This is a genomic window from Hymenobacter gelipurpurascens, from assembly GCF_900187375.1.
GTDB classification, from domain to species: Bacteria; Bacteroidota; Bacteroidia; order Cytophagales; family Hymenobacteraceae; genus Hymenobacter; species Hymenobacter gelipurpurascens.
Genome location: NZ_FYEW01000001.1, coordinates 727,191 through 741,913 on the forward strand (window position 1 = coordinate 727,191; position 14,723 = coordinate 741,913).

Genomic DNA, 14,723 nt, shown 5'->3' on the forward strand with positions numbered 1-14,723 from the left:
ACTGGCCTACGAGGTCAGGGTAGATTGCTACCTGCTTCCCCAAACGACCAAGAGCAGCACGCCCCGATTCCATTATCTGGATCGGGGCGTGCTGCTCTTGGTCGTTTTCTAGGCTATTATGTCTTAGTGCTGAAATACTTCTATCCCAACTTCTTCCGCTTCCATCAGGTTTTGCGGGTTCACGGCGGTGAGGCGCAGGCGCTTCAGTTCGCCCACCAGGAGTGGGTCGTATTTGGCCGTTACCCGGATATAGTTGGGCGTGAAGCCTTCCATCTGGCCGTTGGTCACGTCGTCCTCGAACAGCACGGCTGTTTCCAGGCCTACGTGCTGCTCGTAGAAATGTCGTTTCTTCTTCTCGGAGAGGCTCCGCAACTGGGTGGTGCGCTCGTGGCGGTGGCGGTCCTGCACACGACCGGGAAGGGTAGGTGCCAGCGTGTTTTCGCGCTCCGAGTAGGGGAATACGTGGAGGTAGCTTACGTCCAGCTCATTCAGGAACTGATACGTTTCCAGGAAATCAGCCTCCGTTTCGCCGGGAAAGCCTACGATGACATCTACCCCGATGCAGGCGTGCGGCATTACTTCCTTAATGAGGCGTACGCGTTCCACATACAGCTCGCGACGGTAGCGGCGGCGCATGAGACCCAGAATCTTGTTGGAGCCCGATTGCAGCGGAATATGAAAGTGCGGCATAAAACGCTTAGAGCGCGCCACGAAGCGGATTATTTCATCCGATAACAGGTTAGGCTCACACGAGCTGATGCGGAAACGCTCAATGCCTTCTACCTCATCGAGGGCCTGTACCAGGTCATAGAAATTCTCGCGCCGCTCACGTTCCGGACCCTGCAGGCCGAAGTCGCCGAGATTTACGCCCGTCAGCACAATTTCCTTTACGCCAGTTTCGGCCAGCTTCTGCACGCGCTCTACCACGCTCTGCACGGAATCGGAGCGGCTGTTGCCGCGGGCCAGCGGTATGGTGCAAAAAGTGCAGGAGTAGTCGCAGCCATCCTGCACCTTCAGGAAAGTGCGGGTTCGGTCGCCGTAGCTATGGGCCGCATGGAACTCCGTAGCCTCTGAAATAGGCGAGGCAAACACCCGGCCCGGCTGCCCGGCGGCCGGTTTCTGGAAGCCCGCCAAGGTTTCTACCAGCTGAAATTTCTCGGCCGCTCCCAGCACGGCGTGCACCCCTGGTATTTCGGCAATTTCCTGCGGCTTCAGCTGGGCATAGCAGCCCACAATGGCCACGAAAGCCTCTGGATTATGCTTCAGCGCTTCCTTCACCACCTTACGGCACTTGCGGTCGGCGTGGTCCGTGACGGAGCACGTATTGATAACGTAAATATCGGCGGCATCTTCAAAGGCCGCTTTCTCGAAGCCGTGCTCCTCAAACTGCCGGCCAATGGCCGAGGTTTCGGAGAAATTGAGCTTGCAGCCCAACGTATAAAAAGCAACTTTCCTGGTTTCCATAAGCAAGGCGGCAAAGATACGACAGTTACGCCGTATCGTGGCGGTGCGGGAGTGGCCTAGAGCCGGTCTGTTACCAGCTGCATAAGCTGTGGTAGCTCTCGAGCAGCCTTTAACTCTGTAGCCGTCAGGAACGGTTCCCACTCCAGGCCCCTGGCTCGGCGAAAAACAGCGGGCAGTGGCTGATTTGCCAGCTGCGGAAACTCCTCCAGCAGTTCGTTGCGGTGGCGGAAGATAGCGCGGGCCGGAAGCTCGTTGATAAACTCGCGCCACTGCGGGCGCATGGCGGTGGCCCCGTACGTGACAGCGCACAGCGAGCAGGCATAGGTGGCGGGCGAGAAGGTTTTGTGAAGCGTATCGAGCAGGCCATTTACCAGCCCGGCGTCGGCATTATACACGAAAAGCAACTCGGGCAACTCAGTCGTCATTACGCTACTTTTTCAGGAAGTCATCAAATGAAGCCTGCTCGTAGGCCTGTCCAAGCTGAAGTTGCGACTTGGGCACCCGTCGGTCTTTTTCGATGACCTGGCGCGCTACATTATCATACGTGATGCCTCCAACGGGAGTCATCACCCCAAACCCATCGGTAAAGCAGTAAAACGCAACCCCGCCAGGCCAGGCAGCGGGCGCAGGAGCCAGCAGGTCTCGGCTCCAGACAAAACCTGTCCGCGGAAGCTGGAGCTGCTGCAGAAGCGTGGCGGCCACATCGGTCTGGCTGCCGTAGTTCTCAACCACGACGCCTCGCGCCGATGGCCTTAGCGCGCCGCCGGTCAGGAGCAGCGGAATCTTGAATTTCGCCGGCGCCTCATTGGGCGTATCGCCGGGCTGATGATGGCCGTGGTCGGCTACGAGCACTACCAGCGTCTTTTGCCACCACGGCTGCAGCTTGGCCTGGGCCAAGAACTGGCCTAGCACATGATCTGTGTAGTACATGGAGTTGCGGAAACGGCTGGCTTCATCAGCACCCCGAAAGCGGGGTTTCATAGGTACATCGAAGGGCTCGTGGCTGCTAAGCGTAAAGGCCGTCACGAAAAACGGCTGCCGCTGCTGGGGTAACTCGCGCAGCATGCGGTTCAGCACCACATGATCGTGGGCGCCCCATTTGGAGTTCTGGTCGGCTGGTGCAAAGTCGGCGCGCTCCGTGAAACGCTCATAGCCGGCCGTGACGAGGTAGCTTTTCATGTTGGCAAAGGCCAGCTCGCCGCCATGATAATAGGCTGTACTATACCCCGCGCCTTTCAGCACACGCGCCAGGTGAGGAAGCTGCTCGGTTTTGCGCGGATACTTAATTATGCTGGTGGCCGGCTGATTCGGATAGCCGGAAAGCAAGGCAACCAAGCCTTTCTGGCTTCGGTCGCCGGCGGCATACAAGTGGCGGAAGCTCACATCCGTGCGGGCCAGGCTATCCAGAGTTGGCGTGACACCCTTTTCGCCGCCGAGGTGGCCTACCAGCTTGCCCGTGAAGCTTTCCAGAATGATGAACAGCACATTGGGCCGCGGCGTGCGCAGCAGCTGTGTGGTATCGGGTGCAGGTGCATACAGGCCTGCCACCAGGCGCTGGGCCGTAGAATCGGGGAGGAACTGATAGGGGTTCGGGCCATTGTTTTGCAGCAGCAGCGAATTGGTCACGTTCCAGGCTATATTCACGGCGGCGTGGTTAGCGAAAGGCTGGCTGGAAAAGTACACGTCGCTCTGGTTCACCGGAATCTGCTGAGTGCCGCCCCGCATGGGCAATAGTAGCAGCAGGATGTAGAGGAAGCCTGCCAGCGCCGCCCGGCCGCGACCGAAGCCCTCCGGTAACGCCGGCAGGTGGCCTACCAGCTTCTGATAAAGTATCCAGCCCAGCACCAACAGGCCTAACAACAGCGCCAGCAGCAACAGCACCGGCGCGCCTTCCGCAGAAGCTGCCATTTCGTTGGGCGTAGCCAGATACTGCAGGGGCGTGGCATCGAGCCGGAAGCCCCAGACGCGGTATAACTCCAGGTCGGCCACCGTGAAGCAAGCCACCACAATACCCAATACGGCCGTAAAGAAGCGAATCAGCCGGTCGAGCGGAAAGCGGGGTAGCAGGCTGCCCAGTATAAATAGAATAAAGGGAGGCAGACACAAGTAGGCAGTGGCCGAAACATCGAGCCGCAAGCCATAGCCAAAAATGCGCGGAACCGTGCCAGCTGCTAGGGCGCCTGTTTTCGCAAAATGGTAGAGTAGAAATACGGCCTTTGCGGCCACGAAATACGTCAGCCAAAACAAAAAATACCGTGGCTGAAACGCGAAGCGGGTTCTCACAAGGACAAAGGTAACGCAACCAACGAAGGGGTTGCTTCCTGTTGGAGCAGTTTAGGGGAGTTGTGTCGCGCTAGGCCAACGGCTGTAGGCCTGTTATATAATAGGAGAGGCCTGCAAAATCATCTCTTTTCTCAAAAGATGCGCCTGACAGCGCCCAGAAACCTTGCTTCTGTCCTGCAAAGGACTTACAAACGCTTGTAAGTTCTCTTGATTAGGAGGTTTCAGTAGTTAAAGACAATATTTTGATAGAAGTACCGTCGAAAATATAGTCTTTGTGGATAAAATTAGGTCGTTAATCGAAAAATGACCCTTAATAGATAGGGGTGTTTGGAAAATATGTCTGTAAGCTTCTACCTTTGCTTCAGTAATCCCAACTGACAGTTCACTTCAATCTTTGCATGGCAACCCTTCGCTTTAAAGCTTTAGAGATAGTTGATCATCGCCAGCCAGTGGCGGTGACTATTTACGGCGAACGTCGTTCTGACTCATACGGTAAAAACGTATTCAACCTCGACGCGATGCGGGCTACCATGCCCGGCGAATATTTCAAAAAGCTGCAGGCAGCTATTAAGCAAGGTTCTCCAGTTGAACGCAGTGTTGCCGATGCCGTTGCCTCGGCCATGAAAACCTGGGCCATGGCGAAAGGTGCCACGCACTACACGCACTGGTTCCAGCCCCTCACGGGTGCTACCGCTGAAAAGCACGACTCTTTCTTCGACCTGAACTCGGATGGTCGTCCGATTGAGAATTTCAAGGGTTCTGCGCTGGTGCAGCAGGAGCCGGATGCTTCGTCGTTCCCGAACGGCGGTATCCGCAACACGTTTGAGGCCCGTGGCTATACCGCCTGGGATCCTACGTCGCCCGCTTTCATCATTGAAACCGCTGGCGCCAAAACCTTGTGTATCCCGACCATCTTTGTGGCCTACACCGGCGAAGCCCTCGACTATAAAGCTCCTTTGCTGAAGTCGTTGGCCTCTCTGGAAAAGGCGGCTGTTGATGTGTGCCACTACTTCGATAAAGACGTACAGCGCGTGCATACCACGCTGGGCATCGAGCAGGAGTACTTCCTGGTTGATAAGGCCTTGTATAATGCCCGCCCAGACCTCGTGATGACGGGCCGCACGTTGTTTGGCCACGCGCCCGCCAAAGGTCAGCAACTTGAAGACCATTACTTCGGCTCGATACCGGCGCGCGTACACGCCTACATGCTGGACTACGAAGAGGAAGCCAACAAACTGGGCATTCCGCTACGTACGCGCCATAACGAGGTAGCTCCACACCAGTTCGAGTGCGCGCCTACCTTCGAAGATGCCAACCTGGCCGTTGACCACAATCAGCTCCTGATGGATATCATGGAGCGTGTGGCCGACAAGCACAACTTCAAGGTGCTGCTGCACGAGAAGCCTTTTGCCGGCGTAAACGGCTCAGGCAAGCACAACAACTGGGCAATGAGCACCGATACAGGTGTAAACCTGCTCGCGCCTGGCCGCCGCCCAAAGGAGAACCTACAGTTCCTGGCATTCTTCATCACCACTATCAAAGCCGTACACCGCTACGGCGACTTGCTGCGCGCCAGCATCGCTTCGGCCAGCAACGACCACCGTTTGGGCGCCAACGAAGCGCCGCCGGCTATCATGTCGGTGTTCGTGGGTTCGATGCTGGACTCGGTACTTGATGAGTTGGAGCGCACTGCTAAAGTGCCCCTGGACAAGGGCGACAACATTTACCTGAAGCTCGGTATTGATAAGATTCCGGCTATCCTGCTCGATAACACCGACCGGAACCGGACATCGCCGTTTGCTTTCACCGGAAACAAATTTGAATTCCGTGCGGTAGGCTCCTCGGCCAATAGCTCTTCGGCTATGACCACGCTTAACACTATTGTGGCAGAGCAGCTCATTGACTTCAAGAAGTCGGTAGATGCACTGATTGAGCAGGGCAAGAAGAAGGAAGTGGCTATTGTAGAGGTGCTGCGTGAATACGTCATCAGCTCCAAAAACATTCGCTTCGAAGGCAACGGCTATTCCGACGAGTGGAAGGATGAGGCGGCAGCCCGTGGCCTAGCCAATGTGCCTACCACGCCCCAGGCGCTGGATGCCTTAGTACAGGAAGATGCTTCGTCGCTGTTCGAGCGTCACCGCATTTTCTCGCATGTAGAGCTACACGCCCGCCACGAGATTCTGCTGGAAGACTATATCAAGAAGATTCAGATTGAGAGCCGCGTAATGGGTGACTTGGCCATCAACCACATCATCCCAACGGCAGTGGCCTACCAGACCAAACTGGTAACTAACGTACGCGGTCTGCGTGAGCTTGGCCTCGATGATGAGAACTCGCAGGTTACAGTGGATACTATTAAAGCCATTTCGCGTCACATCAGCATCATCAAAACCAACGTGGATGAGATGGTGAACAGCCGCAAAGTGGCCAACAAACTAGACGATACGCGCGAACGGGCCATTGCCTATTGCGAAACCGTCAAAACGCATTTCGACACCATTCGCCGCTCCGTGGATAAGCTGGAGCTGATGGTGGCCGATGAGGACTGGCCCCTGGTAAAGTACCGCGAACTGTTGTTCCGACACTAAGTCCAGAGTCAGAATCGCGCCGGAGTTGGGTGGGAATTTTCTCCGCGCCGCGATTTCAGAAAAGCCGTTTCCGGGTGGGGGCGGCTTTTTTTTGTGCAGTTCACAATAATCGGCCCTTGTAGCGCAATAGGCCACATTGATATTGATAGAGTAAGGTTAAGTAGGTTGTGGTTTGCTGTAAAACATACCCAAAGTGTACCCAAAACAGGATTTATGGCTCGCATACGTCAGGCCTTTTACAATAAGTTTCGTCTGCATGTGTACCTGCGGCGGCCCAACAGCGAGGGCTTCCATCAGGTGCGCATCGTCTGCTATTTCCACGGCACGGACTTCTCCGTGTCGCCGGGCCTGCTGATTTTGCCCGAACGCAAAACGGCGCGCAAAACCCATCAACTATTTGAGCCGAAGACGGGCCGGGTGCTGTCCGACCATCCGGAAGCGGATTATATTAATGAGGAGCTGGGCAAGTGGGAGAAGAAGCTACGGGACGCGTTCCGCACGCTCGCAGGCCCGCTTGGCACGACGCAGGTAACGCGGGACATGATGGAGGAAGCGGTGTTCCCTGCCACCACGCCTTCGCAAGCTCCCGCACCGGCTCCGCTGGAGCCCGGTGCTTTGACCATCAGTGCCCACTACCAGCAGTGGCAGCAGGAGAATGAGGGCCTGCATTCCGCGTCCCACCTGCGCCACTATCAGCACGTCGTTGACCAACTGGAAAAATGGAAGCCGAACCTGCTCGCGAGTCAGCTCACTGAGCAGCTGGTGCAGGAGTGGCGCCGTAAGTTAGTCGCGCGCGGCGACGCCGATGGCAGCATTGCCGAGCACTACAAGTTCTTCCGGCTGCTGGCCACACGCATCGGTCTGAACCCGAAAGCGCCGTGGCTCCGCTACAAAGCGGTGCACGCGGTTCAGCTCGACCTGACTCGTGAGGAGTTGCAGGCGCTGCTGGTGGTGCAGCTGGATGATCCACGCCTAGCAGAAGAGCGGGATCGGTGGCTGCTCCAGTGCTTTTCCGGCCGGCGTGACTCGGATATGCGCCTGCTCTCGCCTCAGCAGATCACCACGCTGCGCACGGCAGAGGGCGAAACCGTAACCGCTATTCGCCACTACCAGGGCAAGACGGCCGCCGAAGTGCTGCTGCCCTTGCCGCCTGTGGCAGTGCGAATCGGCGAGCGGTGGCAGTGGCAGCTTCCGGAGCGGGTCAACCGGCGTCGTACCGGTCAGATCAAGGAAGTGGCCAAACTGGCCGGCCTGAACCGGATGTTCAATGATGCCAAGATTTCTAATGGGCAGGTGACCGATAACTACCGGCCGGTGTGGGAAGTGATTGGCACGCACACCGCTCGACACACCGCCGGCAGCCTGCTGCTCGAATTCAGCGGAGGCGATAAGTCATTGGCAGCGTACCTGCTAGGCCATGCGCAGAACGCCACCAGCACTGATATCTACGCCAAGGATAAGGCCAAGCGGGTAGCCGGGCCGTTGCTGCAGGCCTGGGAGCAGATCCTGGGGCCGCACTACGATGCGGATCCGGCCGGGTGGGTGCACGCGGAAGATGGCGGGCCTATCCGGGCTAAGCAGTATGTGAAACGCAAAAAGACTACCTGACCAGTTGCCATGGCGTATTTATTTTCAGCACACCAGACCATATCCTATTGCTGATGCTTACCCTAGGCGAATTCAAGTATAAGCCGGGCAACTTAGTAGCCCTTGAATCCGGCTGGCCTATCCTTACTGTGGTGTGGCGCGCCAAGTTTTTGGGGCTGGATAAGCGCACCTACAACGTGTACCAGGTCAACAACGAGTACTGGGATGTGTACTTTGAAGATGAACTGTACTCGGCACTACGGGCCCGGTAACTAATTCGGATGGGCCTCCAGCCACCAACCAGCCAGCCAGTTTGCAACCGGGTACACAATGGCAGCCAGGACCAGAAAGATCATAATGATCTTAATGCCTTGCCACATACCATCTTCTTCCTCTTCTTCGGGGCTATGATAGTCTTGTCTCATAGTAGTGGTGGCAATTTTACATACTCGGTATAGTGCTCCAGCGGGCCACTGCTCACGAAGCTGCGACAGTGGTGCAGGTAGTTGACCTCGGGGTCATAGTACACCTCGGCAAAGAAACTGCCCATATGGTACAGATTGATGGTGTCGCCTTCCTCTCCAAACCGCGTGGCCAGAAAGGTGCCTTCCATCAGCGTGATAGCTAATTGATCGGTGAGGTCTAGCTGGCGGAAGGTGTAGAAAGAAGGAATAGCCATAACCCGAATATAAAAGAAGCCCTGGCCATTTGTGGTAGTCAGGGCTTTGGGGGGCATTAAAAACTTAAGATGCTGTAACTAAAAGTAGGAGATTGATATATTATTCGTATTATCCTAATCAATCTCTGAATGCTCAAAAGTTTACAGCGTTTCTGGAATATCCTAACGGACGTTTTCCACTCAGATCCCACCCCTCCTTTCCCACTCTGCTCTTGGAGCGAAATGCCAGAACAGGACTGGCCTAAAGGGTACGACCCTATCACCGATAGCTTTCCAGATGGCTATCACCGCTCAAAATAGTTAAGCCCTGACTACTGCAAATAGTCAGGGCTTCTTTGTTGCAGTAGATGTCGTATTCACACCTTTTGCGCGGTTGTGAATACGCAAATCTACTATTTCCGAAATCGATACCAACCCAGTCAGGCGCGGCGCTTAGCCTTTTGTATACAACAGGCCTAGGCCAATAAGGCAGAGCGAATATGTGAGGCAGCCACCTATCCACACCTTACCGAGTAGCGTTTTCAGCATCGGGCCGGCCACGGCCACCACACGCAGATCTTCCTGAGCAGGAGGCACTGTTTCGCCCGGGGCCCGCACCTGTAGCCAGGCCCGACGCCACACGTAGCGGTCGGGAAAGTACGCCGCCAACGGATTCCAACTGACGTGGTACTTACCCACGTAGGGCAGCTTGCGGGCTTCGTTCAGGGCCGGGTTGAAGTAGTACACCCAGTAGGCGGTGCCGAGCAGCAGCAATCCTAGGAAGCTGATACCAAAAGCCAGCCAGTTGCCCCAGACCGGTAGCGAAGCTGTGAAGGCAATGGCCAGCGTAATCAGGCAGCGCCACATCCAGCGCTGCCGGTGAAACGTGCGCAGCAGCGAGTCCTTGCTGCCATTCTCGGTGAAGCGCTTCACATCCGCCTGCAACCAGATGCGCGGGTGCAGGCGGAAAAGTTGAAACGCCACCACATGGGTAAGCAATAGCCAGAGCATCTACTGACGGGCTACTTCGCGTAGCGACTTTTTATCTACTACTTCCCAGCCGTCTGGGTCAGTTTTAAATTCCGGGGTGGGAAGCACTGCTTCCTCTGACGTATCAGGCTGCAGGGCCCGGCAGGAAAACGCGAGTAGCCCAGCTGCTACCAACACCAGGATCATCAGCAGGCCTGGGCCTACCTGATCATCTGGGCTCTTGGGCCGGCAGGTCAGGTAGACGAGGTAGCTGAAGATGATAAAGCCGACTGCACCCCACAGCCCGGTCGTGTAGTCACCGGCATCGGTGCCGAGCAACAGGGCAACAAAGAAGCCGATAAAGCCGCCCACGATAGCCTGATAGATCAGGGCGAAGGGGTAGGAGAAAACCAGAAAGCAAATAGTAAGCAGGAGCTTTTTCATATGGATAAAGGATGAAGTGAATTGGTGGATTAAGCAGCGAGTGAGACGCGGGAGAACCAGGAATTGATAAACTCTTCCTGATCATGTCGTCCCTCTGCGATATCGATGTACTTGCCCCCCTGCATCGTATTGAGGATTTTCAATATCAGTTTAGGCCGGCGGTGATTATTCATTCGAGCAATCGTAATGGGGCCGATTTTGCCATCTACCACCAAGTCTGGATAATCGACTCCGTTGCGATTTGTCAGATTCAGGGCTCGCTGCAGAAAGCGTGAGGCCACCCCAACGCCACAGTTCACCGCTGTATCGTATAGCTCGTTAGCTATATCTTGATCATTGAGCTCACCTAGTCGGTTAGCATCCCAATACCCCAGTTTATAAAAGCGCAACACGTGCTCCTGTAGCTTTGCATCTGTGGCCAAAGTGCCTGGGAAGCCTGGCGCTTTTCTATGGTAATCCACCAGAGCCCACCCCAGCCACTGTGGATTGAAGTTGCGAGCAACGCCTTTCCAGGTTTCACCACCCCGGTCTTTGGGGTTGTCGGCGTAGCCACCTTCTACAGCAGCCGTTTTGTGATAAGCGGTTTCAAAATTGGCCATCTTAGTAAGCTTTGGGTGCTGGTGGAACATTGGCTTCATCGGCTGAAGCCGAGCCATTCATTGTCATGTTTTCTGTATCGATTTTGGCATCGATCTTCCGCGCATTTACTGTGGTGGAAGGCTTCACCACGGCGGCCGCCTTCACGAAGCCGCCAATCCCGAACAGGATGAAGGAGGCTTGCAGGCATACATCCAATCCGTCATTGTCGAGCCGGCCTGCGGCGCGCATCGCCATGCCATAAATGGCCAGCACCCAAGCCAGAATCTGTCGGGCGCTGAGCACGCCATCGGTTTCGAAAATGGAGAGGAACACCCGTGGCGTGAGCTCCTTGCGGAGCCAGAACCACAACAGCAGAATACCCAGGGCCCAAAGGCCTGTATGCAGCAGGGGCTCAGAAACAGGGGGTAGGTTGACCGTCATTTCTTCTCGACTGCTACCGCCTCCAGGTTCTCTGTCCGCGTGTTGGGATTCTGGTTTTTCAAGTCCACATACACCTTGCGGCCTTTCCAGAACTGCCACCAATGCTTCGCATCGCGCTTGCTGTAGGCCCGTACATCAAACTCGTTGCGAATCGTGTATTTGACTGCTAGGCTGTCATCAGTCACCACACCCGTAAGTGTGAGCCAAGGATCCTTGTAAGTGCCAGCCTTGGCAACTTTCGTCTGAATGCCTGCAGGTGTCACCTCCCGTATTGTGGTATCCTTCAGTGCCACAGTAGGCACGCGCTGAGCAGTGCTGGTTTGCACGCGCTGGGCCGAAATGAGCTGCACGCCTAGACCTTTGAATTCCTTCTGCAGCTGGTCCCGTATTTCCGCTGCCAATCCCGACTTAACCTGCTTAAGCACAGCGGCTGAAATGATGGGCGTCACTACGCGCACCGTTTCGCGGCCCTGGGTATCGACGGCACGAGTCTCTGGCTGCTGGGAGTAGAGGTTGATGATGCTCTGCTTTTCCTCCTCTTTCTGGACATTTTCGCCATAGAGGTAGTAGATCAGGCCCGCCGCAATGGCCAGCAACAGCAGGAGCACGATAGAGCGATAGGCGTACAGGCGAGCGAGAACAGAAAGAACGGGCATGGCACTAATCAGAAAGGGTAAAGGCTAAATCACGTCGGTCGCTTTCCAGCGAGAGCAGGTCTACATCGGCTTCCGTGACATGGTCACGGCACCAGGAGAGGATCAGGATGGCCAGCGGCCGGTTCTTCTTGCCGCATATCAGCAGCGCCACACACGAATCATAGGCCCGGTCATTCATCAGCCGGCCCATTTCAAAGTCCTGCACATTATCTGGGTGCATCCAGTAGTAGGCCGCCTGCTTAAGCCCCAGCACGAGGTGCGGGTAATTGCTCATCAGCATGCTCTGACTCGCCAGCTTCCAGCGGGAAATATCCCGTCCCCCTACCGCTTCGCTTACCTGGCTCATCTTCTTGATGGAGTCATCTCCTTCGAAGTACTCGCCGTTGTGGAGTCGGTACAGGCCGACGTGGTCCGCTTTCGTCGTCAGACAGATCCGCTCTGTTGCTTGGTCTAACAGCACCTGCTTTTCCGCCAGGTAGAAGAAGTTGCTTTGCTTCTTTTTCCGGCGAGCCTCGCGCCATTCATTTAAGGTGGTGCGCAGCATATCTAGTAGCAGCAATGCTACTGCCACGGCAACCCCGGCTAGTGCGGTATAGAGTTTATCAGCGGGGGGCAGGGCGGCAAGCAACAAGGGCACAGCTAGATAGGCAAGTAGCTAAAATATTGTAGTGTAAAATACACTACAATATTCCATAACGGCAAATCATTTCGTTATGCTTCCTTTAATCACTGCTGAATAAGCACAAAAAAGCCCCGCCGGATGCGGCGGGGCTAGGGGTTATGGTTTCGCCAGTATTACGCGACAGTCAGCGGTTTTTTTCTTCCTTGCCATGAGCCAATGGTTAATTATAATCTTCTATCTCTCAAGAGATGGATATATAGGTTTAGTGCAATCGATAATCAAAGAATTTATAGTATATCCGCTTGGCTTATTAGCATCAATAACAGTGCGCATAGCACTTATTGATACATGTTTTTTAGGGTCACTGAATTTGTTGTTATCTGAATATTTAAACCATAGAAGGAGATATATTCCAAACTTTGTTTGCTGTGAATCTAAATATCTTTTCAATTGAGTTCCTGCTGCTGAATCAGCATGTTTATGATGTGCTTTTTTGATCTCACAACACACCTTTAATAATTTATTTTGACTATTTGTGTAAGTAAAAAGCATATCTATTTCTCCCTCTGAAGAAGCTGGTTCTCGAACCACACCTACACCTTTTAGTGTGCAAAGTGGTTCAATAATATTCATTAAATAAGGCTGAACTAAAGGCTCATTTTTAGGTTCTTTCTCTGATTCAGAGTCAAGCCAAAAATATTTATAACCGCTTTTGTGTGTTATTTGATTTGCGACAGTTTGATTAAATATAAATGTCACAAAGTTAAGCAAATCATGATTATTGTATATCTTATATCCTTTAAATGCTTCGACAAAATCATTGCCCAATATATTGAGCTCATTTAATTTTTCGATATAGCTTGAAGTCCTCTTGTTGTATAAATAATCACTTGTCAAAAAATATGTTCTTTCTAATATAACAACTTTATCACGACTGTTATATAATAATACTCTCAGACAAGAAAAAAGGTCTAAATTGATATCATTCTGGCTAAACGTCGGCGCAACCTCATTACCTAATAAAACCTCTCTTAGCGCCTTAACAACTCTGGATTTTGAAGGAAAATATGACGCCCCATATATAGCACGTTCCTCAGTAAAGTCTATGTCAGTGGTTTCTAATTTGCCATCTGAAAACTCTATATGAAATTCCGGATGATAACATTCATCTAGAAAAGCTTCAACAAATGTAACCTGCCCTTGCCCAGGATAAATATCTATCATATGCCCGAGAGTATTACCGCCTAAAATAGCTCTACCCTGAAGATAATATAGAGGGTGCTCTGTAAAGTGGTCAACAGTATGAAAGATAAACTTAATCCCTTCTTTGATGCTGTAAGCATTGGTAGCACTTATTTTGCTAGGCAATGTGAACTGAAAAACAGTTGTATCAATATTGTCTAATGAGTAGAAACGATCACGAGCAGGGAATTCGCTCAATGGGCTAGGGTTTATGCCAAGCATTACGCCACCTGTATTGTCATTCGTTATAGAAGGAGCTGTGATGCCAAGATTTTGTTGGCCCTTGTAGCTTGTTTGCAGATAAAGAGATTTTACTTTTATCGGATATAGCCATACTTTGATATCATAGTAATCGGTTTTATTTATTTTGTGTTTGTTAGCTACATATATATCATATATATCCTGACTTCTTATGATTGTAAATAGATCATTTACTCTTAAAAGGCATCCTAAAAAGAAATCCGCAAGATTATCTTGATCGCTATGTATATTGTTTATAAGAAAATTGCAGCAGTCTTCAAATTTTTCAAATTTAATATATCTTGCTATTATTTTATTTGCCATGTAACAAACCGCATCTTTTGTTATATCATCAAATTTCAATGTTAATTCTCTTACTTCGGGTAAAATCTGCAATTCAACATTTTTTATTAATTCTTTTTTTAAATTTTCTCTATTTGTATAAGACTCATTTGTTAGTGAAAAAGCCGCTTTATAATATGTGTCAATTACTTCGTGATCTGTCGATATTACGAGGTTAATGATCTCATTTAATTTCTGAACAAATTGGATATGATAAATTACTTTTATATAAATAGGTATGTTGAATGATAGCAAAATATTTGCTTGAATTTCAAATATTGATAAAGACCCAATGTTGGTAGAGTTAAAACATATATTAAGATTATTTAAAATATCATCAAATATAAATATAGCACCACTTGGTAAGCTTAGACTATAATTCTTGTTTCCGAGTGTTAACTCGAAAGGAAGGCTAATTATATAATTCTGCTCATTCTCATGATTATTATAAAATTCTTCTAAACATTCAACAACAGCACCGTAAGCTTCTAGAAGCTGAACTTCAGTTGTGTTAGGGTTGTGTATTGCAATGCTTTTTGCAAAATAAACTTGCACGTAATTGCGAACTATTTCAATCGAAGCCATTGGTAAATATTTATTAATAAAAA

Annotated in this window: 15 protein-coding genes; 3 read left to right on the plus strand and 12 right to left on the minus strand. The window is 52.1% G+C overall.

Annotated elements, in window-relative coordinates:
* Positions 1-123: 123 nt before the first annotated feature.
* From mtaB to CFT68_RS02965, 3 genes are read right to left on the minus strand one after another with little or no spacing between them, the layout of a single operon-like run.
* On the minus strand, positions 124-1,464 hold the full coding sequence (gene mtaB, locus CFT68_RS02955; RefSeq protein ID WP_088841929.1) for a tRNA (N(6)-L-threonylcarbamoyladenosine(37)-C(2))-methylthiotransferase MtaB: 1,341 nt from the start codon (positions 1,462-1,464) through the stop codon (positions 124-126).
* Positions 1,465-1,520: 56 nt separating this feature from the next.
* Positions 1,521-1,889 (minus strand): hypothetical protein, encoded by a 369-nt coding sequence (locus CFT68_RS02960; RefSeq protein WP_088841930.1) that lies wholly within the window; start codon positions 1,887-1,889, stop codon positions 1,521-1,523.
* Positions 1,890-1,893: 4 nt separating this feature from the next.
* Complete coding sequence (locus CFT68_RS02965; protein ID WP_141106412.1) at positions 1,894-3,747, minus strand: LTA synthase family protein; 1,854 nt, start codon at positions 3,745-3,747, stop codon at positions 1,894-1,896.
* Between the two features lie 398 nt (positions 3,748-4,145).
* Here CFT68_RS02965 and CFT68_RS02970 point away from each other — a divergent pair, with 398 nt between their 5' ends.
* The 3 genes from CFT68_RS02970 to CFT68_RS02980 all read left to right on the plus strand — a co-directional run bounded on the left by CFT68_RS02970 (position 4,146) and on the right by CFT68_RS02980 (position 8,194).
* Positions 4,146-6,335 (plus strand): glutamine synthetase III family protein, encoded by a 2,190-nt coding sequence (locus CFT68_RS02970; RefSeq protein ID WP_088841932.1) that lies wholly within the window; start codon positions 4,146-4,148, stop codon positions 6,333-6,335.
* 213 nt (positions 6,336-6,548) lie between these two features.
* Positions 6,549-7,943 carry a site-specific integrase gene (locus CFT68_RS02975; protein ID WP_088841933.1) on the plus strand — a complete coding sequence of 465 codons (1,395 nt, stop codon included), beginning with the start codon at positions 6,549-6,551 and terminating at the stop codon, positions 7,941-7,943.
* A gap of 53 nt (positions 7,944-7,996) precedes the next feature.
* Positions 7,997-8,194, plus strand: a complete 198-nt coding sequence (locus tag CFT68_RS02980) for a hypothetical protein (RefSeq protein WP_088841934.1) — start codon at positions 7,997-7,999, stop codon at positions 8,192-8,194.
* Here CFT68_RS02980 and CFT68_RS21750 read toward each other — a convergent pair whose 3' ends face one another.
* The 9 genes from CFT68_RS21750 to CFT68_RS03020 form a co-directional block, all read right to left on the minus strand.
* Positions 8,195-8,347 (minus strand): hypothetical protein, encoded by a 153-nt coding sequence (locus CFT68_RS21750; protein WP_170934680.1) that lies wholly within the window; start codon positions 8,345-8,347, stop codon positions 8,195-8,197. It abuts the gene before it with no gap.
* Complete coding sequence (locus tag CFT68_RS02985; RefSeq protein ID WP_088841935.1) at positions 8,344-8,658, minus strand: hypothetical protein; 315 nt, start codon at positions 8,656-8,658, stop codon at positions 8,344-8,346. The genes CFT68_RS21750 and CFT68_RS02985 overlap by 4 nt, the downstream gene beginning before the upstream one ends.
* A 375-nt stretch (positions 8,659-9,033) precedes the next feature.
* A complete protein-coding gene (locus CFT68_RS02990) occupies positions 9,034-9,591 on the minus strand; it encodes a hypothetical protein (protein WP_088841936.1) in 558 nt (185 codons plus the stop codon).
* On the minus strand, positions 9,592-9,993 hold the full coding sequence (locus tag CFT68_RS02995; RefSeq protein ID WP_088841937.1) for a hypothetical protein: 402 nt from the start codon (positions 9,991-9,993) through the stop codon (positions 9,592-9,594).
* A gap of 29 nt (positions 9,994-10,022) precedes the next feature.
* On the minus strand, positions 10,023-10,592 hold the full coding sequence (locus CFT68_RS03000) for a glycoside hydrolase family 108 protein (protein WP_245815261.1): 570 nt from the start codon (positions 10,590-10,592) through the stop codon (positions 10,023-10,025).
* Position 10,593: 1 nt separating this feature from the next.
* Complete coding sequence (locus tag CFT68_RS03005) at positions 10,594-11,013, minus strand: hypothetical protein (RefSeq protein ID WP_088841939.1); 420 nt, start codon at positions 11,011-11,013, stop codon at positions 10,594-10,596.
* Positions 11,010-11,669: a DUF6549 family protein gene (locus CFT68_RS03010; RefSeq protein WP_088841940.1), complete on the minus strand. Its 660-nt coding sequence runs from the start codon at positions 11,667-11,669 to the stop codon at positions 11,010-11,012. Before CFT68_RS03010 ends, CFT68_RS03005 begins: the two co-directional genes overlap by 4 nt.
* Positions 11,670-11,673: 4 nt before the next feature.
* Positions 11,674-12,306 (minus strand): GAF domain-containing protein, encoded by a 633-nt coding sequence (locus tag CFT68_RS03015; protein ID WP_141106413.1) that lies wholly within the window; start codon positions 12,304-12,306, stop codon positions 11,674-11,676.
* A gap of 219 nt (positions 12,307-12,525) precedes the next feature.
* Entirely contained in the window at positions 12,526-14,700 is a 2,175-nt protein-coding gene (locus CFT68_RS03020) for a hypothetical protein (protein WP_088841942.1), read from the minus strand.
* Between the last annotated feature and the right edge of the window lie 23 nt (positions 14,701-14,723).

What these genes read in the sequence shown, in the direction of transcription:
- CFT68_RS03020 (WP_088841942.1), bottom strand. Translation starts at nt 14,700, where the DNA reads ATGGCTTCGATTGAAATAGTTCGCAATTACGTGCAAGTTTATTTTGCA.
- CFT68_RS03010 (WP_088841940.1), bottom strand. Translation starts at nt 11,669, where the DNA reads ATGCCCGTTCTTTCTGTTCTCGCTCGCCTGTACGCCTATCGCTCTATC.
- CFT68_RS02985 (WP_088841935.1), bottom strand. Translation starts at nt 8,658, where the DNA reads ATGCCCCCCAAAGCCCTGACTACCACAAATGGCCAGGGCTTCTTTTAT.
- CFT68_RS02995 (WP_088841937.1), bottom strand. Translation starts at nt 9,993, where the DNA reads ATGAAAAAGCTCCTGCTTACTATTTGCTTTCTGGTTTTCTCCTACCCC.
- CFT68_RS03005 (WP_088841939.1), bottom strand. Translation starts at nt 11,013, where the DNA reads ATGACGGTCAACCTACCCCCTGTTTCTGAGCCCCTGCTGCATACAGGC.
- CFT68_RS03000 (WP_245815261.1), bottom strand. Translation starts at nt 10,592, where the DNA reads ATGGCCAATTTTGAAACCGCTTATCACAAAACGGCTGCTGTAGAAGGT.
- CFT68_RS02970 (WP_088841932.1), top strand. Translation starts at nt 4,146, where the DNA reads ATGGCAACCCTTCGCTTTAAAGCTTTAGAGATAGTTGATCATCGCCAG.
- mtaB (WP_088841929.1), bottom strand. Translation starts at nt 1,464, where the DNA reads ATGGAAACCAGGAAAGTTGCTTTTTATACGTTGGGCTGCAAGCTCAAT.
- CFT68_RS02960 (WP_088841930.1), bottom strand. Translation starts at nt 1,889, where the DNA reads ATGACGACTGAGTTGCCCGAGTTGCTTTTCGTGTATAATGCCGACGCC.
- CFT68_RS02990 (WP_088841936.1), bottom strand. Translation starts at nt 9,591, where the DNA reads ATGCTCTGGCTATTGCTTACCCATGTGGTGGCGTTTCAACTTTTCCGC.
- CFT68_RS02975 (WP_088841933.1), top strand. Translation starts at nt 6,549, where the DNA reads ATGGCTCGCATACGTCAGGCCTTTTACAATAAGTTTCGTCTGCATGTG.
- CFT68_RS02980 (WP_088841934.1), top strand. Translation starts at nt 7,997, where the DNA reads ATGCTTACCCTAGGCGAATTCAAGTATAAGCCGGGCAACTTAGTAGCC.
- CFT68_RS21750 (WP_170934680.1), bottom strand. Translation starts at nt 8,347, where the DNA reads ATGAGACAAGACTATCATAGCCCCGAAGAAGAGGAAGAAGATGGTATG.